Consider the following 22,945-nt stretch of genomic DNA (forward strand, 5'->3'; position numbering starts at 1 on the left):
GGAAGTTTCCGCACCAATCAAATTGCTTCAATAAATTACGTGACACAGTTCCATGGCCAAAGCACGGCCAAGCGGAAAATAATCGCCCGTCATGCACAGGCGACCCGATTTCCGATGCCCGCAAGATTACGTTACGTCATTTTTTTTCGATGTTTCAGGCTTTTCCAGAAGTCTTCTGAGAAGCAGTGTCAACGCCCTGAAGCAGGGATTCAAGAAGTTCAAGCTTGTCTGCATCGACCGGCTTCTTGTCCCATCTCAACCGCGAGATTCTTGGAAACCGCATGGCCACGCCTGACTTGTGCCGTGTGGACCGGTTCAGCCCTTCAAAGGCCACTTCCAGCACCAGTCCATTGTCAGGGGCATGGGCGACCTCACGAACCGGGCCGAATCGATTGATCGTGTTGGCCCTCACGAAGCGGTCAATTTCGCGCAGCTCGTCGTCGGTGAAACCGAAATAGGCCTTGCCGACAGGCACCAGCTCCTCTTCTGCCCCGGCCTGTTTCCAGACGCCAAATGTATAGTCCGAATAGAAGGACGAGCGCTTGCCATGGCCGCGCTGCGCATACATGAGCACCGCATCGACGATGAACGGCTCCCGCTTCCATTTGAACCATTCTCCCTTCGGCCTGCCCGGAAGATAGGGGCTCAAACGACGCTTGAGCATCAGGCCTTCAACGGCCCCGGCGTCCTTGGGCTCAAGCAATGTGTGCGGGTTCTTGCGGGCATCCGCCCACGCCGTCCATCCCGAGACGTCCAGCTGCGGCGACAAGTCGATGCGCGGGTCCTTGAGGTCAGTCACGAGACTCTCGAGTTTCTTTCGCCGCTCGACAAAAGGTTCGGCGCGCAGGTCCTCTCCCTTTATTGCCAGAACATCATAGGCGCGGATTACAGCCGGAAAGTCGCGCATCAGCTTTGGCCCTGCCTTCTTTCGGTTCAACCGCTTCTGCAGATCGGAAAAAGGCTGGATCGCGCCGTCGCGGCGGATCAGCAACTCTCCGTCGATGGCTGCATCAAAGGTGAGGCTTTCCAGCACATCGGGAAAGGCTGCGGAGATGTCTTCTCCGGTTCGGCTGAACAGCTTTCGTTGCTGCTGCCCGTTTTCATCAACCGCCCCGACAGCCTGCACGCGGATGCCATCCCATTTCCATTCAGCGACGAAATCGGCGGCATCCAAGGAGGCTTGATCCTTCTGCTCATCCAGCGGATGGGCCAGCATGACGGGCCTGAACGGAACCGGGTCGCTAACCTCGGGTCGTCCCGATTTTCCCTCAACCCAGGCAAAGAGATCCGTGTAGGGAATATCCAACCCGTGCCAGATTTCTTCCAGATCGTTGGGCTCCACATCTCCCATACGGGCAATGGCCGTCTTGGCGAGACGGGCGGAAACGCCAACACGCAAGCCACCGGTCACGAGCTTCAACAATGCCCATCGCCCCGTTTCATCAAGCCGGTCCAGCCAGTCGGACAAAGTTCCCGGAACATCCTGCTTGCCAAGTTTCTTCAGGGTTTCGACGACAGTGGCCAGTTCCGGGGCGGGTGTTTGCGTTCCCGCCGGGTCACAGCCCGCCTCAGGCCACATCAGGGCAATCGTCTCGGAGAGATCCCCGACAAAGTCATAGGACAACGCAAAGAGAACCGGATCTGCCTTTTCACTGATCAACCCGCGCAACAGGGCCGGTTTGGCATGGCGAAACGTCAGGCTTCCGGTCAGTGCCGCGAGGGCGTAACCGCGATCCGGGTCGGGCGTACGGCCGAAATAGTCCCGCAGCAGTGCTTCCTTTGCAGACCTGCGCGGCTCAAAGGACAATCTGTCGAGAAGGCAGGCAAAGGCATGCATGGGCGGCGGTTTACATTGATGAAATTGCAGATCTTGACCAGTCTAACGCAACTTGATGCAGTGTGCCGGGATTTCAAGCCCTTCGAAAACCGGTGAACTGCCATGCGTGAATGCTCTGGACGCAATCCCAAAGGACGCCTATACAGGGCGCAACTTACACGCAAATCCTATCATTGGGCCAGACGTGCAGCCCGGATCTGCGTTTCCTTTCATGAAAGTAGACTATGACAGACGTGAGCTCTCTCCCGCAGCCGCTTCAGGCCGCGTTGGAGAAACGGGGATATGAAACCCTTACACCGGTTCAGGAAACCATCCTGAAGGACGCCCCTGCGGAGGCCGACCTTCTGGTTTCCGCACAAACAGGATCGGGAAAGACCGTTGCCTTTGGTCTGGCGCTTGCCCCAACCCTGATGGGTGACAGCGACAACCTGGGCCCTGCGGATGCACCGGTTGCACTGGCCATTGCGCCGACCCGAGAACTTGCCCTGCAGGTGAAGGAAGAACTGTCCTGGCTTTACAAGGAAGCCGGAGCAACACTGACTTCCTGTGTTGGCGGCATGGACCCGCGCACCGAACGCCGGGCCCTTGAACGCGGCGCTCATATTGTAGTGGGCACGCCCGGCCGTCTTCGCGACCACCTTGAGCGCGGCGCTCTTGATCTTTCCCGCATCAAGGCAATCGTTCTTGATGAAGCGGATGAAATGCTGGACATGGGCTTTAGGGAAGATCTGGAATTCATTCTGGATGCTGCCCCCGCCAGCCGGCGGACGCTGCTCTTCTCCGCCACGGTTCCCAAATCGATCGCCGAACTGGCGAAGCGCTATCAGCGGGATGCCCTGCGCCTTTCGACGATCTCCGCGCGCGAACAACATGGCGATATCGAATATATCGCCCATCCGGTTGTTCCTAATGAACGCGAGAACGCGATCATCAACGTGCTGCGTTGGTACGAAGCTGAAAAATCCATCATCTTCTGTTCGACACGCGAAGCCGTCAAACGTTTGACGGCGCGCCTCGGCAATCGTGGGTTTTCCATCGTTTCACTTTCCGGCGAACTGAGTCAGGAGCAGCGCTCTGCGGCGCTTGCGGCAATGAAGAACGGCACAGCCCGCGTCTGTGTTGCAACCGACGTTGCTGCCCGTGGTATCGACCTGCCGAACCTTGATCTGGTGATCCATGCCGACCTGCCGACAGGCAAGGCCGCCCTTCTGCACCGCTCGGGCAGAACGGGCCGTGCGGGGCGCAAGGGCACCTGTGTGCTCATGGTCCCGTTCCCGCGCCGCCGGGCTGCCGAACGCACGATGCAGTTTGCCGGCGTCAGCGTGAAGTGGACCGGCGCTCCGACGGCCGATGACATTCGCGCGAAGGACAAGGAACGCCTGTTTCATGCGCCTGTCCTCACGGCGGAATACGAGCCGGAAGAACTGGCGATGGCCCGTGAGCTACTGGAAAAGCATGATCCGGAAAAGCTGGCAGCTGCATTCGTGAAGCTTCATCATGATCGCCTTCCGCCGCCGGAAGATGTCAGCGAAACAAACGACGATTATGTGCGTGGCCGCGATCCCGGCTCCCGCGGTGGCCGCGTTGCGGAAATTCAGGGCAAGTTCGACGAGGGCGTCTGGTTCCGCCTGTCGCTCGGTCACAAGCATCGTGCGGACCCGCGCTGGCTGTTGCCGATGATCTGCCGCGCTGGTCATGTGACCAAGGGCGAAGTGGGTGCCATCAAGATCTTCCAGACCGAAACCCGGTTCGAGATCGCAGGTGATCACGCAGAACGCTACGCAGCCAAGCTGAAGCGCGACGGGTCGGGCGAGGAAAACGTCACCATCGAGCTTCTGGACGCACGCAAGGGCAAGATTCCGCCTCCCCCACGCTCGGAAGGCGGCGGATGGAAGAAACCCCGCCGGGGCCCAGGCACTCCTGACTATGAAAACCTTGGCCCGGAAGACCGGCTGGACGGCGACAAGCCTCGCCGGGGGCGGCCAAATGACCGTTTCAGTGACAAGAAGCCGCCGAAAGGGAAGAAGCGTGGCAAGTTCGGCGATGATGAGGCCGCTCCGCATCATCCGGCCTATGAACCGCTGGACATGAAGGCACTTGCCGGTGACCGTCCGCAGCGGGAAGACCGTCCGCAGCGCGAAGAGCGCCCGAGACGGGATGACCGCCCGCAACGGGATGATCGCCCCCAACGGGACGACCGCAAGCCGCGCGATGGAGACGACCGTCCTGCGTTCAAAGGCAAGAAGCCTCCTCGTGGCAAGGCGCCTGCCGGCAAGGCGTTCGGCGGAAAGCCCTTCGGCGACAAGCCGGCTCCGGGCAAGGGAAAGCCGAAGAAGGCCAAACCTTCCAGAGCCGCCCGCAAGGAAGCTCGTACAAAGACAAGTTAAGGGATATTGGGCCGGAGTTTCCGGCCCTTATTCGTTGATGATCAGCGCAATCGACCAGTCTTCACCGTCATGGATGAGATGGTAATGGCAGGTGAAGTCGCGCACGACTTCGCCGTCATCGTTTTCCTGGCTCCAATCCAGTGTGATCATGGCTGAATTGCCGCTGATATGACTGGACGACACATGGAAGTCGGACTGGGTGATCCCCTCCTTGTCCATGCTGAGCAGAAGCGCCTCGATATTGTCGATGAGATCTTCCTCGTCGACAAAGACATGCCCGTCATCGTTCTGCCAGATCGTCACCGGCAGAGCGAAACAATCACAAATCCGATCGCCCTCGTAGTTGTTGAAGCCGGCCTGATAATCATCGAACAGTCGCGCAATTGCAGCTTCCGCTTCCATTTCGGCCTCTGACGCGGTTGCCCGCGACTGGCCGTTTCCGTTGGACACGGAGTGATTGTCATCCGACATCAACTGGCTCCCTCTTCGCCGTCGTCATAGCCGATCATATTGAGCGGACGCGCGGTTCGTCCATTCATTTCGCACCAGTGAACCAGTGCTTCTTCCGCTCCATGAGTGACCCAGATATTCCGGGCACCCGTTTCCAGAATGGTGCGGCACAGGTCATCCCAGTCGGCATGGTCGGAAATGATCAGCGGCAACTCTGCGCCCCGCTGCCGGGCCCGGGCGCGAACACGCATCCATCCGGAGGCCATCGCGGTTACCGGATCGCCAAACCGCCGCGCCCAGCGGTCGGTCAGCTGTCCCGGCGGACAGAGAACCAGTTCGCCCTGAAGCTCCTTGCCGCGCGATCCAACCGCCTCGACCGGTCCAAGCTCGACACCTTGCGATTGATAATAGTCCGTCAGGCGCTCCAGTGCCCCGTGCAGATAGATGGTCCGCTCAAATCCGGCAGCTCGCAGTTCCGCAATCACCCGCTGTGCCTTGCCAAGCGCATAGGCTCCCACCAGATGGGTCTGTTCAGGAAAGAGCGCCATGGAGGTCAACAGCTTTTCCATTTCGCTTCGCGCAGGCGGGTGACGAAACACCGGCAGACCAAATGTCGCCTCGGTTACGAAAGTGTCGCAGGGCACAAGCTCGAATGGTGCGCAGGTCGGGTCCTCCTGGCGCTTGTAGTCGCCTGAGATGACGGTGCGTTGGCCGTCCGCTTCCAGAAGGATTTGTGCTGACCCAAGAACGTGTCCCGCCGGATGCAGCGATATGGCGACAGGACCAAGGTTCACCGCCTCACCATAGGATATCTCCTGCGCCCGGCCGCAGAAATTCTCGCCATAACGGATTGCCATGATGTCGAGTGTCTGGCGCGTTGCCAGAACAGCTCCATGTCCGGCACGCGCATGGTCCGCATGGCCATGCGTGATCACCGCGCGCTCCACCGGCCTGACAGGATCAATATGAACCTCGGCTTGCGGACAGTAGAGACCCTCGGGCGAAAGCGTCAGAAGACTGGACATTTTGAATAGCTAAGCATCCCCACGGCAATGTCCAGCCCCGAGCGGATTGAAACAAACCGTGTTGAGGTCAAAAGACTACCACCACCTTGCCCCCTCGCCTTTTTGACAAATGCGACCTAAAACTTGGGGCATGGATTCTGCGGTTCTGCCCCTCCGGTTTCAAGATTGGTTTTCCTCCAGAGGATGGTCGCCGCGGCCGCATCAGCTTGCCCTGGTCGATCATCTGGGACGCGGGGACTCGACCCTGCTGATTGCTCCGACCGGGGCAGGCAAGACACTGGCCGGCTTTCTGCCGAGCCTTGTCGAGCTGGAGGCACGGGCGAAACTGCCGCCCGATTCTCCCGGTTCCAAGGGACTACACACACTGTACATCTCGCCGCTGAAGGCCCTTGCGGTTGATATTGCCCGCAATCTGGAGGCTCCGGTCAGCGAAATGGGCCTGCCCGTCACGCTGGAAACCCGCACCGGTGACACGCCTTCCCACAAGCGCCAGAGGCAAAAGCGCAACCCGCCGGATATCCTGCTGACAACCCCGGAGCAGATCGCACTGCTCTTGTCCGACCCTGTTTCCATGGAGATGTTCCGGACACTGAAGACGGTTGTTCTTGATGAACTTCATGCGCTGGTCACGTCCAAGCGCGGCGACCTTCTGGCTCTCGGGCTGGCACGACTTCGGCAGATTTGCCCGAACCTTCGCACCATCGGTCTTTCGGCAACGGTGGCCGAGCCGGATGATCTTCGCGCCTATCTGGTCGCTCAGGACGTCTGCGGAGAAAGGCAACTTTCCAAGGTTGTCCAGATCGCGGGCGGGGCTGAGCCCGACATTGCCATTCTGGATACGCAGGAGCGCCTGCCATGGTCCGGACATTCCTCGCGCCACGCCATCGGCGAGATCTACGAGCTGATCAAGCAGCACAATGTGTCGCTGATTTTCGTCAACACCCGCAGTCAGGCCGAAGTGATCTTTCAGGAGCTGTGGCGGATCAACGACGACACGCTGCCGATCGCGCTTCACCATGGCTCGCTCGACGTCGGCCAGCGCCGCAAGGTGGAAGCGGCCATGGCATCGGGCGTGTTGCGCGCTGTCGTTGCCACCTCGTCACTCGACATGGGCATCGACTGGGGTGACATCGATCTGGTGATTAATGTCGGTGCACCGAAGGGGGCAAGCCGCCTTGCCCAGCGGATCGGCCGCGCCAATCACCGCATGGACGAGCCGTCCAAGGCCATCCTCGTTCCTGCGAACCGGTTCGAGGTCTTGGAATGTCAGGCCGCGCTTGCTGCCTCGCGGCGGGGGGAGCAGGACACGCCTCCCCTTCGCAAGGGCGCGCTGGATGTTCTTGCCCAGCACGTGCTTGGACTTGCCTGCGCCGCCCCATTTGATCCGGTGAGTGTCTTTGATGAAATCCGGTCCAGCGAGACCTATCGCCATTTGACTTGGGAGACGTTCGAGAAGGTCCTGAATTTCGTTGCAACCGGCGGGTATGCGCTGAAGACCTATGAGCAATATGCCAAGCTGCGAAAGGGTCCGGACGGGCTTTGGCGGATTGCCCACCCCAAGATTGCCCAACAGTACCGGCTCAATGTCGGCACCATTGTGGAAGCGCCGATGCTGAAGGTTCGGCTGGTCAAGTCGAAGGCCGATGGCCGCCGCAATCCGATCGGGCGCGGGGGCCGGGTGCTCGGTGAAATCGAGGAATGGTTCATCGAGCAGCTGTCACAGGGCGACACGTTTCTCTTTGGCGGTGAAATCCTGCGGTTCGAGGGATTGAGGGAAAACGAGGCCTTTGCCTCGCGCTCCAAAAGCGAAACCCCGATGATCCCTTCCTATCAGGGCGGCAAGTTTCCCCTATCCACTTATCTCGCTGAAAGCGTTCGGGCGATGCTGGCCGACCCGGCCAGCTGGCAGCACCTGCCGGATCAGGTGCGCGACTGGCTGCAGTTGCAGCAGACCAAGTCAAAGCTCCCGCCTCGCGATGGCCTTCTGGTCGAGACGTTCCCGCGCTCGCGCTACAACTACATGGTCTGTTATCCGTTCGAGGGACGGCTTGCCCACCAGACCCTCGGCATGTTGCTGACCAAGCGGCTAGAGCGGCTGGGCGCAAAGCCCATGGGATTTGTCGCCAACGACTATGCCCTGTCCATCTGGGGACTGGGCGATCTCTCGCTTTTGTTCGAAACCGGCAGGATCGATCTGGATGCATTGTTCGAGGAAGACATTCTGGGTGACGACCTTGACGCGTGGCTGGCAGAATCCTCGCTGCTCAAGCGCACCTTCCGAAACTGTGCCGTCATCGCCGGCCTTATAGAACGGCGGCATCCGGGCAAGGAAAAGTCCGGACGGCAAGTCACCGTTTCTTCCGATCTCATCTACGATGTACTGCGCTCGCACGAGCCGGATCATATCCTGCTGCAGGCCACCTGGAATGACGCAGCTGAAGGACTTCTGGATATTTCGAGATTAAGCGAACTTCTTGCACGCATTAAGGGCAGAATCACGCATACTCGCCTTACGAAAGTTTCGCCTCTGGCCGTACCTATCCTGTTGGAAATTGGAAAGGAACCGGTCTACGGCGAGGCTATTGATGATATCCTTGCCGAAGCAGCGGACGATTTGATTCTGGAGGCCATGGAATGAGTGCACTGACGTCGTATCTGGACGACTTCGCAATTGCGCCGGTGTGCCATGACATCCAAATCAACGGAGAAACGGTCGGACTTCACGAAAGCGGTATTCTGTGGTGGCCGGACCAGTCGGTCATGGTCGTGTCCGACATGCATCTTGAAAAGGCGTCGTCCTACGCGCGGCGCGGCGTGATGCTGCCGCCCTATGACACCGGAATCACGCTTGAACGCCTTGCAGCTGCAATCGAGACCTTTGATCCGGCCTGCGTGATCTCGCTTGGAGACAGTTTTCATGATCCCGATGGCTCGGACCGGTTGCCGCCAGTCTACCGGGCCATGCTGACCTCCCTGCAGCTCAATCGGGACTGGATCTGGGTGACCGGAAACCATGATCCGATTGCGCCGGTGCGCCTGTGCGGCGAAACAGTGGACGAGATCTCCATCGGTCCACTGACCTTCCGCCACGAACCGCTGCAAAAAACCGACAGGGACGTGATTGCGGGCGAAATCTGCGGACACTTGCATCCGGCCGCCCGCGTACGCCGCTATGGCCGCTCTATCCGCCGCTCCTGCTTTGCAACGGACGGCTACCGCCTCGTCATGCCCGCCTTCGGCGCCCTGACCGGAGGCCTCAACGTCAATGACCCGGCCTTCCATCTGGTTTTCCGCCGCAGGCAGTTTTCGGTCTTCATGCTCGGAAATGACCGACTTTATCCGTTCACGGCCTCTCGCCTGATCGAAGACTGACACCGATTAGCTTTGGCGAATGACAAGACATGGGTTGCCCCGTGCGCGGCCCTTGGCATATGCACGGCCCTTGGCATTTCGGCCTCATCGACACCCTGAAAAATCAGTCTTTCTTGAAGATCACCCCGGCCAGCCAGCCGGTGAGAATGGCCAGAACAACGGCAATCAGTCCGTAGACGAGCGAATAGCTGCGCGACATCTCGAAGGTGAACTGCTCAAAACCCGTTTTCGCCACCGACAGCTCTTCTTCCGTCTCAGACAGCATGACACCATCCTGAAAGAGATAGCTCTTGATCTTGTAGGCGCCGACCGGAATGTTCGCCGGGAGCGGGACATTGGTCCGGAACATTGTGTCGGTCAGAAAATGGATCGCTTCCGCGCGCTCCGAATACAGCCCCTGTTGGGTGCGCAGCCGCAGGAAAGCCTGTCGGAAATCATCCCGGTCAGACAAGGGAACATCGGATTTGCCGGAGACGGCGAGATTCAGGTGATTCAGCCCGATCTCGTATTCATCCAGAAGGTTCCGGTGCGCCAACTCATTGATGTTTGACGTGCTGGCCGCTGCATAGAAGGACGGAACGCCCAGGAACCTTTCATAGTAGCGGTTGACCCACACACCCAGGAAACGCCCCTTGCGACGGGTGGTAATGTCCTGCGTCGGGCCTTCAACAATGATCGCGATATCGTAATTGCCCCGGCGGCTGATCGTATTGTTGTCGCGTGTCACCTGACCGAAAATGACAATCTCGGTTCCCGTGAAGTTCGACTTGATCGAGACCTTGTCCGATGACAGGGACGTCACCAGATCCTCGGCCAACGCGGCACCACTGGCGAGCGCGAGCATGATTGCCATCCAGCAGGGAAGCGCGCGACGGATCATGCCCCTGCTCCCTTGGTGATGGCGATCGAATAGAAATCGCTCGGGGTCAGCAGAAGATCGATGGCAAAGCGCATACCGACCGACAGAACCAGCAACCCGAGCAACAGGCGCAGTTGGTCACCGCGCAGTTTCTGCCCCATCCGGGCGCCGAGCTGCGCGCCGATAACGCCGCCCACCATCAGCGTCAGTGCCAGAACGATATCAACCGTCTGGGTGGAGACCGCGTGGAAGATCGTGGCAGCCGCCATGGTGAAAAGGATCTGGAACAGGGACGTCCCGATAACGATGCCGGTCGGCACCCGAAGAAGATAAATAAGCGCGGGAACCATCATGAACCCGCCGCCAATGCCCAGAACGGTTCCCAGAAAGCCGATGGCAGCGCCCAGGCCAAGTACCGGGATCACGCTGACATAGAGTTTGGAGCGGCGAAACCGCACCTTGAAGGGCAGCCCGTGGATCCAGTTGTGCTGGCCGGGACGTTTGGCACTGACCACAACGCCTGATTTTCTGCGCCGGATCGCCTTGATGGATTCCACCAGCATCAACGTGCCAACGGTTCCAAGGAACGTGACGTAGGACAGCGAAATCACGACGTCCAGCTGGCCGAGTGATTGCAGGATGTCAAACAGAATGACACCTGCCAGCGAGCCGGCAACACCGCCAGCCAGAAGATAGCTGGCGAGCTTCAGGTCAATTGCCTTGCGGCGCAGATAGGTGACGACCGCGGATGCGGAAGACGCAACAACCTGTGTCGTGACCGTGGCCACTGAAACCGCTGGCGGAATACCGGAAAAGATCAGAAGTGGTGTCAGCAGAAACCCGCCGCCGATCCCGAAGAGACCGGACAAGAAGCCGACAGCGCCCCCCATTCCCAGAATCAGGAATATGTTGACCGGTATCTCGGCGATAGGCAGGTACAGTTGCACGATGTTTACCGAATAGAAGCGGACGCCACTGGGGGCGTCCGTTGTCGCAAAGGATCAGCGAGTGTTCCTTAGGTTAATCCCCCGGTGTCGCCGTAGTGTCAACCGGGGGTTAGTCTTGTTTTACCGAGTGTTGCATGCATGCCTCGGCATTTCCACACGCCTAGATTGATTGACCGTTAAGTTCCTCAACCAAACGTGCGTCAATGTTTCCTGTTTCAGGCAATCCGAGGCTCTTCTGGAACTCGCGAACTGCATTGCGGGTGCGCGGTCCGGCCTGCCCGTCCGGTGATCCGGCATCAAACCCGAGTGCATTGAGCTTCGACTGGGCCTCGCGAATGAGACCGGAGTAATCAACAACACTTTCCAGCGACGAGGACGCATTGGTCGACAGGGACGGAGCCGTAACCCATTCGGGGTTGGTGATGACCTTGTTGGCTGCCGGGTCCGGCGTCAGGACACGGAAGTTCTCGACGGCAAGACGTGCTGCGGCCAGATCTGCCGGGCTCATAGTGTTGGCAACATCATCGCGGCGCTGTGCAGCATCCCGGTCGCCCTGATCAGCGGCAATTGCAAACCACTTGTAGCTTTCGATCAGGTTCTTTTCGACGCCGAGACCCTGAGCGTAAAGGATGCCGAGGTTGAACAGGCTGTCCTGAACGCCGTGGGTGGCGGCTTGCTGGAACCAGTGCGCAGCCTGACCAAAGTCCGGCGAACCATTCTGGCCTTCTGCATAGAGAACCGCCAGATTGTGCATGGCCTTGGAGTTGCCTGCAGAAGCGGCCTTCTCGTACCAGGCGCGGGCCTTTTCGAGATCCTTTTCAACGCCCCGGCCCTTTTCATACAGGCTGGCAAGACGATATTGCGCGGGCGGTAAACCACGATCCGCCGCAATCTGATACCAGCGGGCGGCTTCCGCCAGATCTGCCTCGATGCCGCTTCCTTCGGTGTATTTCACACCAACAAGAAAAGCTGCTTCCGGATTGCCACCGGCCGCCGCGCTGCGCAGGGCAATCGGTCCAATTTCTTCCGGCGGCATGCTTGCGATCAGGTTCGCCGGCTGTGAGAGCGGAGTGGTCACTGCGTTGGCAGCTGCCTTGAATCCTTCGGCAACAGTTGCTGCCTGCTCGGCAAAGCCGTTGGCAACACCGGCCGGAGGTGCGAAGGCGACATTCGGAGCCAGATCACCTGGCGCTTCCAGTTGCGGCTGGCCTTCAATTGCTGTCAGGTCCATCGGCAGACCGTCTGCCGGACCGTCAAAGCTCTCATCGAGGGTCACGGTTCCGTCGCCGGACCCGTCCATCATGTCCTGGGCGCCCATACCATCGATGGGGCCGTCAACCAGCGCGACATCACCCTGCACATCACCGGGGACTTCAACTGTCTCGTCGGAGGTCACATCGGTGTAGGTGCCATCGATGACGTTTCCATCCGGACCGATCATTTCCTCGGTGTTCACCGAAATCTGGTCCTCGGCAACATCAGACGGAGAGACCATCTTGAAGACCTGCAGGGTGCCGATCGCAAGAACGACAGCTGCGGCGGCATAGACAAGGGCCTTGCGGCGTCCACCACCTGAAGCCTGCTCTTCCGGCTCGGCGGTCGGACGGTCACCGGCAAGAACCGGTGCGACCGTGTCTTCCGCGTCCATGGCAACAGAAGCGAGTTCGGCTTCGGCCTCACCCTTCTTGCCACGGCCCAGAACCTTGCGGAACCAGCCGGCACGTTCCTTGGTGCGCTCGCCTTCATCGTCAACAAGGTTGACCATCGGCTCCGGCGCATGATGTCCCATGCGGGCAGCTTCCACCGAGGCGGCCTGTGCGGCGCGGCGTGCGGCGGCGATAAAGTCGGCCTTGCGATCACGACCGCGATCGCCCTGGTCTGCCTTCTCGCGCATCAGGGGATGGCCTTCTGCACGCCAGGGCTTGCGACCCTCATCCATAGCAGGCTCGTCCAGCGGCTCTGGCTCAAGGTCGGGCTGCGGGATGCGTGTGGTGGCAACAGCCTGTGAGGGACGCGCAACCGAAGACCGCTCCAGGCTTTCCAGCCGCTCGGTCAGAGAACCGAGTACGGACTGAACACCGCTAAACGTGTTGCGTGTGCGCTCCTCACTGCCTTCAGCAGCATCAAGCAGGCGCTTCAGGTCGGATTGCAGACCCTCGATCGCCTTGTCGTATTCCCCGGTCGGGGCTGCAGCAACGGCCTTCGGCTGCTCGGCCAGAACTTCCTTGGCCGCATTGCGGGCGATGTCTACGACATCACTACGCGTATCCTGCAGGCCCTTTTCGATCCGCTCGAGCGCAGTAGCGACCTTTTCCATTTCGCCAGCATGGCTGGAGGCATTCTCCATCTGCTCGGCGAGCGCAGCCACCTTCATGCCGATCTGCTCGATCCGGCCATCGTCAAGGTCGTCACCACCGCGGGTAACAGCTTCGGCGAGTTCGTTGATGCGTTGCTCGAGAGCTGCAGTGGACCGCGGCTCCTCAACGGCAGCCCGCATCGCACCAATTTCGGCGCGAAGGCGGTCAAGATCTGCGGTCGTCACACCGCCCCTCGGCGCGTCAAGGCGGTTGCTCAGATCGTCCATGCGGTTCTGGAGCTGGGTGAACAGCATCTTGTCCGCGTCGGAGACTTCGAACTTGCCGTCCGCAACGATCGGCTGACGATCTGCCTTTTTCTCGATCACTTCGATCTTGTCGGAAATCGCCTCAAGACGGCGCTCCAGCGAGTTGAAGGCTGCCTTATCCGAAGACGCGGGAGCAATACGCTCCATCCGCTCCAGACGATTGACGATCTCGTCAAGGCGCGTATCCATCATGCCAAACTGGTCGGCCTGCACATTGGCCGCACGATCATCCGACATCATGCCGACGATGTCTTCCAGACGCCCCTGAAGACGAGAAATCGTCTCGGGCTCCGGCATGCGCTGTTCCATGGCACTCAGACGGCTGTCGAGGCCACGCTGCTCGCGGGCAAGCACTTCCAGATCGTCCAGACGACCGGAAACGAACTTCATGCGGTCATCGATGCCTTCGACAAGACCTGCCACGTCGATATGCTCGACTGCCTGGCGAACTTCACGCAGTTCTGCGCGCAGCGGCTCGATTTCCGTGTGGTTCTTGCGATGCAGCAGCTCTTCCATGCGCTCGGAAATGCTGCCGATCCGCTCATCGAGAATCAACAGGTGTTCCGACTTCGGCAGGGATGCAAACGCATCCTCGATCTCGTTCAGACGAACGGTCACGCCGCGCAGCACACGTGGATCAATCGAGCCACGGCTGAGCTCATCGAGACGCTGCAGAATATGGGCATAGCCATGCTCAAGTGTCTGCAGGGCACCTTCCACATTGGAGCGTCCGACAATCGACTTCAGCTCGGCAACTTCCCGGCGCACGTCCTTGGCAAACTGATCGTTGGACTTGTCAGCCCGCAGACGGTCAACCATGTCGGCCAGTCGGCGCAGTTCCGCATTCTGGCGTGTGACACGATCCTGCGTCCCCTTGGACAAGCCGCCAAGCGCGTTGCGCAGGGAGCCCAGCTCCTCGCGAACATGCTCGAATGCTTCTTCCTGAGGTTTTCTCAGGGCGTCGATCCGGCGACCAAGTTCCTTGTAGAGCTGCAATGAGGGATCGGCCGATGCCTTGCGGGCCGGGCGGGCACGCGGCGGACGGATTTCCTCATACTCATCTTCATCGTGGTAGTCGCCGGCGAAGTCGTCATACTCCTGACCACGATCAAACCGGGCAACCTCGGTGAAATAGGCATCGCTTCTGCGGCGAGGTGCCGGACGCGGCGGTTGGCGGAACTCTTCCTGACGATACTCTTCGCGAGCACGCGGTGCAGGTGCGACCGCACGGGGTGCTGGTGCCGGTGCCGGAGCCCGCCGCGGCCGATCATACTCGGCCTCATATTGGGGTTCGTCAATATAATCGTCGTCTACTGGACGTAGCCTTCTGCCTGACATGTCCTGAACCTGCTGATCCAACCTGTCGAGCGCTCCCATCACCTCGTCGACACGCTGATCGTCTTGCGGTGCATAGGCGGGCTCGTCATCATAATAGTCTTCGGCATGTGCCTGGGCGCGTGCAGCCGGACGAGATGCTGCGCGTGGCGGTGCCTTGCGGGAAGGTGCACGTGAAGACCGGTCGCTCCGCTCCGAAAGCAGGCGATCCAGTTCGTCAGCAACTGCTTCCAGATCGTCTTCGTCGCCATCATATGCCATGGCAGGTGCCCGTCCTGCAGGCGGCGCCGCATGTATCGGGCGCTCAGCACGCATGTCGGGATGTTCGTTGGCCTTGCGTACATGACCTCGGGATGGTCCACGCCGACGCCCTTCCGGTTCGTCCATGTAGCGATCCTCATCATATTCATGAGGTTCGTGTCGGTCGCGACCGCGGCGTCCTGCCTCGCGGTTTTTCCAAGCCGGCATTTCTTGACCCTGACTTTACGGTCTGATGACCGCGGTAAAATTTGGCCTGCAAGGGTCCCCACGAAATACACCCGGTCCTGCAGTATTTTGAAAATCTTTGTCCAGTCAGGGTAAACAGCACGTTAATTCAGTTTGCGTTTTGCATTTTTCCTTTGAAATCGTGACTCTTCGCGCTCCGGATTTGACACATTACTTTAACACTTTGGAAAGTTTTTCAGGGGTTTTCCATCCGTCTACTAGACGTTTACGCGAACGTTAGCTAAACATACAATCAAGTTCAGGCGGACCGCATTTCGCCTGTAAGCACTTGCGACCTTGGCAGAAATACTGCACTTACCACCCATAGCAGACGCAATGACGTGGTAAACAAAATCAAAATCCTGCCACCCAGAACGAGCCAGACAGAATGAGTGAAGCGTTATCCATATTGAACGAACAGGAACTTGTGGATGTCGTAGCGGCACGCGACGAAAGCACAAAGAAAACCCAGTTCACTATTGGAGAACTTGCAAAGGAATTCGACTGCACGTTGCGTACCTTGCGGTTTTACGAGGACAAGGGCCTGATCAACCCGAAGCGCGATGGCCTGAATCGGGTCTATACCCGCAGGGATCGTGCGCGGTTGAAGCTTGTCCTGATGGGCAAGCGCGTCGGCTTTTCCCTCAGCGCCATTCGCGACATGCTTGATCTTTATGACCTTCGGGACGGTCAGGTGACGCAACTGCGAGTCGCCCTGAACAAGTTCAATGAGCAGATCGATGTGCTCAAGGTTCAGCAAAACGACATCCAACAGGCTATCGATGAGCTGAGCCGGACGGTCGAGATCGTTTCCGGCATGCTCAAGCAGAAAGAAGCCGAAGAGGCAGCCGAGCAATAGGCTGCTCTCCTCTTTCAACCTTCCAGATTGCCGCTAACACGAACCCCGAGGCTTGCTTCGGGGTTTTGTCGTTTTTGCGCCAAACCTCCCAAAACAAGCTAATTTGATCAAAAAACGGCTTCTCAGCATCGCGATTGGTGCTACCATCAGCCCAAATTTCAAGAAAAACACGCCAATTCGACATTTTTTGAACGGGTTCCCCAACGACACCACTTGCCGCAAGCGTAACCTGGTCGTATATAGCTTGCAGTTGACGTTTACGGAAACGTCAGGTCACATCTCTCAATGGCAGATCTGGGAGGATACGGATGCCGAGTTACAGTGCCCCAGTCGAAGACACGCTTTTCCTGTTGAAGGACGTTCTTGGGTTCGAGAAGCTTTCCACCCTCCCCGGCCTTGAAGAGGCGACACCGGATCTCATTGAAGCCGTGATCCGCGAAGGCGCCAAGTTTGCCGAGGAAATCGTCCATCCCCTGAACCAGTCTGGCGATCTTGAAGGCTGCAAGCGCCATGACGATGGCCGCGTCACCACGCCCAAGGGCTACAAGGAAGCCTATGACGCCTTCTGCGAAGCTGGCTGGGGTACGATCTCCGCCGACCCGAACTACGGTGGTCAGGGCTTGCCGCACACGGTCGGGACGCTTTTGAACGAGTATCTGTCCTCCGCCAACATGGCGTTTTCCATGTATCCGGGACTGACGGCAGGCGCTGTTGCAGCCCTGACGATCCATGGCACCGACGAGCAGAAGCAGACCTATCTGCCAAACATGATCGCCGGCAAATGGTCCGGCACCATGAACCTGACCGAGCCCCATTGCGGCACGGACCTCGGACTTATCCGCACCAAGGCGGCACCTCAGGGCGATGGCAGTTACAAGATTTCCGGCACCAAGATCTTCATCTCCGCCGGAGAGCACGACCTTTCGGAAAACATCATCCATCTCGTTCTCGCCCGCATCGAAGGGGCGCCTGAGGGTGTGAAGGGCATCTCGCTGTTTGTCGTTCCGAAATATTCGATCAAGGAAGACGGATCGAACGGCGAGCCGAACGGTGTTTCCTGTGGCTCCATCGAACACAAGATGGGCATTCACAGCAACGCGACCTGCGTCATGAACTATGACGAGGCAACCGGCTGGCTGATTGGCGAGGAGAACAAGGGCCTCAAGGCCATGTTCGTCATGATGAACGAAGCCCGCCTTGGCGTTGCCGTTCAGGGTCTGGCCCAGTCGGAAATCGCCTATCAGAACGCAGTTGCCTATGCCAAGGACCGTCTGCAAGGCCGCTCGCTCAGCGGGCCGAAGAACCCTGAAAAGGCAGCAGACCCGATCATCGTGCATCCGGATGTACGCCGCGTACTGATGTCCATTCGATCCTTCAACGAGGCTGCCCGCGCATTGGTCCTTTGGACCGCCATGCATGGCGACATTTCCCATCATGCGGAAGATGCCAAGGAACGCGAAGCTGCCGACGACATCATGGGCCTGATGACCCCGGTGCTGAAAGGCGTCCTGACCGACACCGGCTTTGCCAACACGGTCAACGCCCAGCAGTTGTTCGGTGGCCACGGCTACATTCAGGAATGGGGCATGGAGCAGTTCGTCCGCGATGCCCGCATTGCCATGATCTACGAGGGAGCCAACGGCATTCAGGCGCTCGACCTTGTCGGCCGCAAACTGCCGGCAAACGGTGGCCGCGCGGTCATGGCCTTCTTCAAGGAAGTCGGTGACTTCCTGAAGGCGAACAAGGAAAATGCAGATCTTGCCCCGTTCACCGGACCGCTGAAGAAGGGTCTTGATGACCTTCAGGCTGCGACCATGTGGTTCATGAACAACGCCATGGCCAAACCGGACAACGCCGGTGCGGGCTCGGTCGACTACATGCATCTCTTCGGGCTCGTCGGGCTTGGCTACATGTGGGCGAAAATCGCCAAGACCGCGCAGGACCAATTGGCTGCAGGTGCTGGAGAGAAGGCCGACTGGCTCTCCAACAAGGTAGCCTTCGGCACGTTCTTCATGGAACGCCTCATGCCGGAAACATCTGCGCATCTGGCCCGGATTTCTGCCGGTTCCGATACGCTTATGAACATCTCCGCCGACGCGTTCTAGGATCACCGCGGCCCGGTTTCGACCGGGCCTTCTCCACCCGCGCATTTCTGCATGGATGCGGCTAAGCTCGCCTTCCTTTCAGATGAAATGCCAGGGAGAATCATGAAATGGCAGACTACATCCTTCACTGCATGGCCGAGTCAGGACACTCCTACAAGGTTGCCCTGATGCTGCAGCTGTGCGGGGCGGACTGGAAACCGCGCTGGGTGGATTTCTTCAACGGCGAGACCCGGACGGACGAATTCCGCACCACCTATAACGAACTGGGTGAAGTGCCCGTTCTGGAAACCGGCGGACAGATGATGACGCAGTCAGGCGTCATTCTCGACTTTCTGGCAGAAAAGCTGGGCCGCTTCGGTTGGGAAAATGAAACCGAGCGCCGGGAGATCCTGCGCTGGACCCTGTTCGACAACCACAAGATCTCGTCCCAGCTTGGCGTTCTCCGGTTCCTCAGAACCTTTGCCAAGACCGGCGAAACCGACACGACGAAATGGCTCGAAACCCGGTGCCGGAGCGCGCTCGCCATTTTGAACAAGCATCTGGCACGCAACGCGTTTGCCATCGGCGACAAGCCGACAATCGCCGACTTTTCCCTCTGCGGCTACATGTTCTACGAGGGCGAGCTCGGCATTGACCTGAACGAATACGGCAATGTTGCCGCCTGGCTGGAGCGGATCAAGTCCCTTCCCGGCTGGGACCATCCGAACAACCTCATGCCTCGGCAGGCGACGCCGGGAGCAAGTTGAGGTCACCCGTTTCTTGAGGAGGATCTGATGCCTGAAGCCTATATTTATGATCACGTCCGCACCCCGCGCGGACGCGGCAAAAAGGACGGAGCCCTGCATGAGGTTCCCGCCGTTCGCCTTGCTGCGACCGCGCTGGAAGCCATCCGGGACCGCAATGGTCTGGACACCAAGACAGTTGATGACGTGGTTCTGGGCTGTGTTGACCCTGTCGGCGAAGCGGGCGGCGACATCGCGCGCGCTGCCGTGTTTGCAGCTGGCTACGACACTGCCGTTCCAGGCATGCAGATCAACCGTTTCTGTGCGTCCGGCCTTGATGCGGTAAACATGGCTTCTGCACAGGTCATGTCCGGTCAGCACAAACTGGTGATCGCAGGCGGTGTGGAAAGCATGAGCCGCGTCGGCATCGGTGCGTCGGGCGGTGCCTGGCCGATCGAGCCTCAGGTCGCGATCCCGTCCTACTTCATGCCACAGGGTGTTTCCGCCGACCTTATCGCCAGCAAGTACGGCTTCACCCGCGACGACTGCGACGCCTATGCCGTGGAAAGCCAGAAGCGCGCCGCGCAGTCCTGGAAGGAAGGCAAGTTCAAGAACTCCGTGGTTCCGGTGAAGGACATCAACGGTATCACCATTCTTGACCACGACGAGCACATGCGCCCGCAAACGGACATGCAATCGTTGGCTTCCCTGAATGCTTCTTTTGAACTGATGGGCAACATGGGAGGCTTTGATGCTGTCGGCATTCAGGCGCATCCGGAACTGGAGAAGGTTCGCCACGTCCACCACGCAGGCAACTCTTCCGGCATTGTTGACGGTGCGGCGGCTGTCCTGATCGGTTCGCGTACGGCAGGTCGCTCTGCCGGTCTTAAGCCGCGCGCGCGCGTCAAGGCCTTTGCCAATATCGGCTCGGACGCCGCACTCATGCTGACCGGCCCGGTCGATGTGACCAAGAAGCTCCTGAAAAACGCCAAGATGGAGCTGAAGGACATTGATCTCTTCGAAATCAATGAAGCCTTTGCGTCTGTTGTCCTGCGGTTCGAGCAGGCCTTCGATCTTGATCCCAAGGTCGTCAACGTCAATGGCGGTGCCATTGCCATGGGCCATCCGCTGGGCGCGACCGGTGCGATGATCCTCGGCACAGTTCTGGACGAGCTGGAGCGCCGTGACCTCAACACCGCTCTTGTGACGCTGTGCATTGGCGCGGGCATGGGCACGGCTACCATCATCGAGCGGGTCTGATCGATGATCGCCAATATCGAACAGGAATTTGCGCAGATCACAGACTACTGGTCGCCTCGGGTCGTTGCTGACGTGAACGACCAGTGCGTGAAACTGGCCAAGCTGAAGGGCGAGTTTGTCTGGCACGACCATGCCAACGAGGACGAACTTTTCTTCGTCTACAAGGGCTCGCTGACAATCCGCTATCGGGACCGGGACGACGTCGTCCTGTCCGCTGGCGAGATGTACGTTGTTCCCAAGGGCGTTGAGCACAACCCCTTAGCAGGCGACGAGTGCTGGGTGATCCTGTTCGAACCATCCGAGACCAAACACACGGGCGATGTGGTTGTCGCCGGAACGAAATCGCTTGCCGAACAACGCGCCCATCAGGGCAGCGCATCGGCTTGAGCGGGAGGAATTGTGATGAGCTATACAAACTTCAAGATTGAAACTGACGCCGACGGCATTGCTGTCATCACCTGGGACATGCCGGAAAAGTCCCTGAATGTCATCGACATGAGCGTGATGGACGAACTGAGCCAGATCGTTGATCAGGTTGCCGGTGACGAGGCCATCAAGGGCGCCATTATCACGTCCGGCAAATCCGGTTTTTCCGGTGGTGCAGACCTGACCATGCTGGAAGGCCTGCTCAAGGAATACCACGTCAAGAAGGGATCTGATCCGGAAGGCGCTGCGAAGATCGTCTTTGAAGGCTCCCGGAAACTCTCCCTTGTCTATCGCAAGCTGGAAACTTGCGGGAAGCCGTTTGTTGCAACATTGACCGGCGTTTGCATGGGGGGCGGCACGGAACTCGCCCTTGCCTGCCATGCGCGCATCGCCGCCGATGACGACAGCTTCAAGATGGGTCTTCCGGAAGTGAAGGTTGGCCTCTTCCCGGGTGCCGGTGGCACGCAACGTGTCATGCGTATGGCCGATGGCCAGCAAGGCATGCAGTTCCTGCTGCAGGGCAAGACGCTGCGCACGAAGCAGGCCAAGTCCATGGGTCTGGTGGATGACGTCGTTCCGGCCAAGAAGTTGATGGAAGCAGCCAAGAAGCTGCTCAAGGACGGCCTGGACCCTGTGAAGGCCTGGGACAAGAAGGGCTACAAGCTGCCGAATGGCAAGATCTATTCGCCGCAAGGCTTCCAGTTCTGGCCAGCCGCCAATGCGATCTATCGCCGTGAAACCCATGACAACTACCCCGGCGCCCGCTATCTGTTGCATGCGGTCGTTGAAGGGCTTCAGCTGCCGATGGACCTCGCGCTTCAGGTAGAAAGCCGCTACTTCGCCAAGGTGCTGCAGACACCGGAAGCCGCCAACATGATCCGCTCCCTGTTCATCTCCATGCAGGAGTTGAACAAGCTGGCGCGCCGTCCGCTTGACCAGCGTCCGAACAAGATCAAGAAGCTTGGTGTTCTCGGTGCCGGTTTCATGGGCGCGGGCATTGCCAATGTCTCCGCGCAGGCAGGCCTTAGCGTTGTTCTGATCGATCGCGATCAGGAAGCTGCCGACAAGGGCAAGGCGCATGCTGACAGCATCCTGAGCAAGTCGGTTCAGCGCGGCCACATGAGCGAAGACCAGAAGGCAAAGGTTCTGGAGCGCATTACGCCGACCACCGATTACGACCAGTTGGCAGAGTGCGACCTTGTGATCGAGGCCGTGTTCGAAGACCGCGAAGTCAAGCGTCAGGTGACCCAGAAGGCGGAAGCGGCGATGAAGAGCCGGGCCGTTTATGCCTCCAACACCTCCACTCTCCCGATCTCATCTCTGGCCGAAGCTTCCGAACGCCCGAAGAACTTCATCGGCATTCACTTCTTCTCACCGGTAGAGAAGATGATGCTGGTCGAGGTGATCATGGGCAAGAAGACGTCCGATCGTGCGCTGGCTGTTGCCCTCGACTACATCAAGACGATCAAGAAGACGCCGATCGTCGTCAACGACAGCCGTGGATTCTACACATCGCGCGTTGTCATGACTTATATCCGCGAAGGCCTGATGATGCTGGCCGACGGTGTTCCGGCAGCGATGATCGAAAACGCGGGCAAGATGGCCGGCATGCCGGTTGGACCGCTGTCGCTCGGCGATGAAGTTGCGCTTGATCTGGCATGGAAGATCGTCTCGGCAACCCGCAAGGACCTTGGCGTGAAGTATGTCGAGGGTCCGCTGGACAACATCCTTGAAGAACTGGTGGTCAAGCGCGAACGCTTTGGCCGCAAGAACGGCAAGGGATTCTATGACTACAAGGGCAAGGACAAGAGCCTCTGGCCCGGCATCACCGATGTAACCGGCCAGCCCAAGCCTGCTGAAAGCTTCAACATCGAGGAACTCAAGCAGCGCCTTCTGGTCATGCAGGCCCTCGAGACCGCCCGCATCTTTGAGGAGAAGTGCCTCACCGATGTGCGCGAAGCGGATGTCGGCTCGATCCTCGGTTTTGGCTTTGCGCCTTATACCGGTGGCACGCTCAGCTATATCGACATGATGGGCACTGCGGAATTTGTCGAGCTTTGCAAGAAGTTCACCCGCAAGTGGGGCCCAAGGTTCAAGCCGAACAAGCTTCTGCGTGACATGGCGAAAAACAACGAATCCTTCTACGGCAAGTTTGCTCCTGAGAACAATTCAGCGACCTCTCAAGCCGCCTGACGCAGTGGTATTTATATCTATCACCAATAAAACCGCCGCTTTCGAGCGGCGGTTCTCGC

The 22,945-nt window shown here is 59.0% G+C and carries 15 protein-coding genes; 9 read left to right on the forward strand and 6 right to left on the reverse strand.

Features of this window, described 5'->3' with window-relative positions; all coding sequences use genetic code 11:
- Positions 1 to 154: 154 nt before the first annotated feature.
- On the reverse strand, positions 155 to 1,837 hold the full coding sequence (locus F0155_RS09775; protein ID WP_150524324.1) for a cisplatin damage response ATP-dependent DNA ligase: 1,683 nt from the start codon (positions 1,835 to 1,837) through the stop codon (positions 155 to 157).
- A gap of 224 nt (positions 1,838 to 2,061) precedes the next feature.
- Between F0155_RS09775 and F0155_RS09780 the strand changes: the two genes are divergently transcribed.
- Positions 2,062 to 4,224: a DEAD/DEAH box helicase gene (locus tag F0155_RS09780; protein WP_150524325.1), complete on the forward strand. Its 2,163-nt coding sequence runs from the start codon at positions 2,062 to 2,064 to the stop codon at positions 4,222 to 4,224.
- Positions 4,225 to 4,251: 27 nt separating this feature from the next.
- Here the strand turns inward: F0155_RS09780 and F0155_RS09785 are convergent, their stop codons facing one another.
- Entirely contained in the window at positions 4,252 to 4,695 is a 444-nt protein-coding gene (locus F0155_RS09785; RefSeq protein WP_150524326.1) for a hypothetical protein, read from the reverse strand.
- Positions 4,695 to 5,699, reverse strand: coding sequence for a ligase-associated DNA damage response exonuclease (locus F0155_RS09790; RefSeq protein WP_150524327.1), 1,005 nt, complete (start codon positions 5,697 to 5,699; stop codon positions 4,695 to 4,697). The genes F0155_RS09785 and F0155_RS09790 overlap by 1 nt, the downstream gene beginning before the upstream one ends.
- Positions 5,700 to 5,829: 130 nt before the next feature.
- Between F0155_RS09790 and F0155_RS09795 the strand changes: the two genes are divergently transcribed.
- Positions 5,830 to 8,337 (forward strand): ligase-associated DNA damage response DEXH box helicase, encoded by a 2,508-nt coding sequence (locus F0155_RS09795; RefSeq protein ID WP_150524328.1) that lies wholly within the window; start codon positions 5,830 to 5,832, stop codon positions 8,335 to 8,337.
- Positions 8,334 to 9,071 (forward strand): ligase-associated DNA damage response endonuclease PdeM, encoded by a 738-nt coding sequence (gene pdeM / locus F0155_RS09800; protein WP_150524329.1) that lies wholly within the window; start codon positions 8,334 to 8,336, stop codon positions 9,069 to 9,071. The genes F0155_RS09795 and pdeM overlap by 4 nt, the downstream gene beginning before the upstream one ends.
- Before the next feature lie 103 nt (positions 9,072 to 9,174).
- On the opposite strand, the gene F0155_RS09805 is transcribed toward pdeM, so the two are convergent.
- The 3 genes from F0155_RS09805 to F0155_RS09815 all read right to left on the reverse strand — a co-directional run bounded on the left by F0155_RS09805 (position 9,175) and on the right by F0155_RS09815 (position 15,303).
- Complete coding sequence (locus tag F0155_RS09805) at positions 9,175 to 9,951, reverse strand: TIGR02186 family protein (RefSeq protein ID WP_150524330.1); 777 nt, start codon at positions 9,949 to 9,951, stop codon at positions 9,175 to 9,177.
- Complete coding sequence (locus F0155_RS09810) at positions 9,948 to 10,877, reverse strand: sulfite exporter TauE/SafE family protein (RefSeq protein ID WP_150524331.1); 930 nt, start codon at positions 10,875 to 10,877, stop codon at positions 9,948 to 9,950. Before F0155_RS09810 ends, F0155_RS09805 begins: the two co-directional genes overlap by 4 nt.
- A 160-nt stretch (positions 10,878 to 11,037) precedes the next feature.
- The gene (locus F0155_RS09815; RefSeq protein WP_150524332.1) at positions 11,038 to 15,303 is read right to left on the reverse strand and encodes a peptidoglycan-binding protein; all 4,266 of its coding nucleotides are present in this window, start codon (positions 15,301 to 15,303) and stop codon (positions 11,038 to 11,040) included.
- 406 nt (positions 15,304 to 15,709) lie between these two features.
- Here F0155_RS09815 and F0155_RS09820 point away from each other — a divergent pair, with 406 nt between their 5' ends.
- The 6 genes from F0155_RS09820 (at position 15,710) to F0155_RS09845 (ending at position 22,886) form a co-directional block, all read left to right on the forward strand.
- Positions 15,710 to 16,180: a MerR family transcriptional regulator gene (locus tag F0155_RS09820; protein ID WP_150524333.1), complete on the forward strand. Its 471-nt coding sequence runs from the start codon at positions 15,710 to 15,712 to the stop codon at positions 16,178 to 16,180.
- Positions 16,181 to 16,488: 308 nt separating this feature from the next.
- Complete coding sequence (locus F0155_RS09825; RefSeq protein WP_150524334.1) at positions 16,489 to 18,285, forward strand: acyl-CoA dehydrogenase C-terminal domain-containing protein; 1,797 nt, start codon at positions 16,489 to 16,491, stop codon at positions 18,283 to 18,285.
- A gap of 107 nt (positions 18,286 to 18,392) precedes the next feature.
- Entirely contained in the window at positions 18,393 to 19,031 is a 639-nt protein-coding gene (locus F0155_RS09830) for a glutathione S-transferase family protein (protein WP_150524335.1), read from the forward strand.
- A gap of 27 nt (positions 19,032 to 19,058) precedes the next feature.
- Positions 19,059 to 20,267, forward strand: coding sequence for an acetyl-CoA C-acetyltransferase (locus F0155_RS09835; RefSeq protein WP_150524336.1), 1,209 nt, complete (start codon positions 19,059 to 19,061; stop codon positions 20,265 to 20,267).
- 3 nt (positions 20,268 to 20,270) lie between these two features.
- Positions 20,271 to 20,654: a cupin domain-containing protein gene (locus F0155_RS09840; RefSeq protein ID WP_150524337.1), complete on the forward strand. Its 384-nt coding sequence runs from the start codon at positions 20,271 to 20,273 to the stop codon at positions 20,652 to 20,654.
- 15 nt (positions 20,655 to 20,669) lie between these two features.
- On the forward strand, positions 20,670 to 22,886 hold the full coding sequence (locus F0155_RS09845; RefSeq protein WP_150524338.1) for a 3-hydroxyacyl-CoA dehydrogenase NAD-binding domain-containing protein: 2,217 nt from the start codon (positions 20,670 to 20,672) through the stop codon (positions 22,884 to 22,886).
- Positions 22,887 to 22,945: the final 59 nt, after the last annotated feature.

The sequence above is a fragment of the Roseibium sediminis genome (assembly GCF_008711325.1).
Taxonomy (GTDB): Bacteria; Pseudomonadota; Alphaproteobacteria; order Rhizobiales; family Stappiaceae; genus Roseibium; species Roseibium sediminis.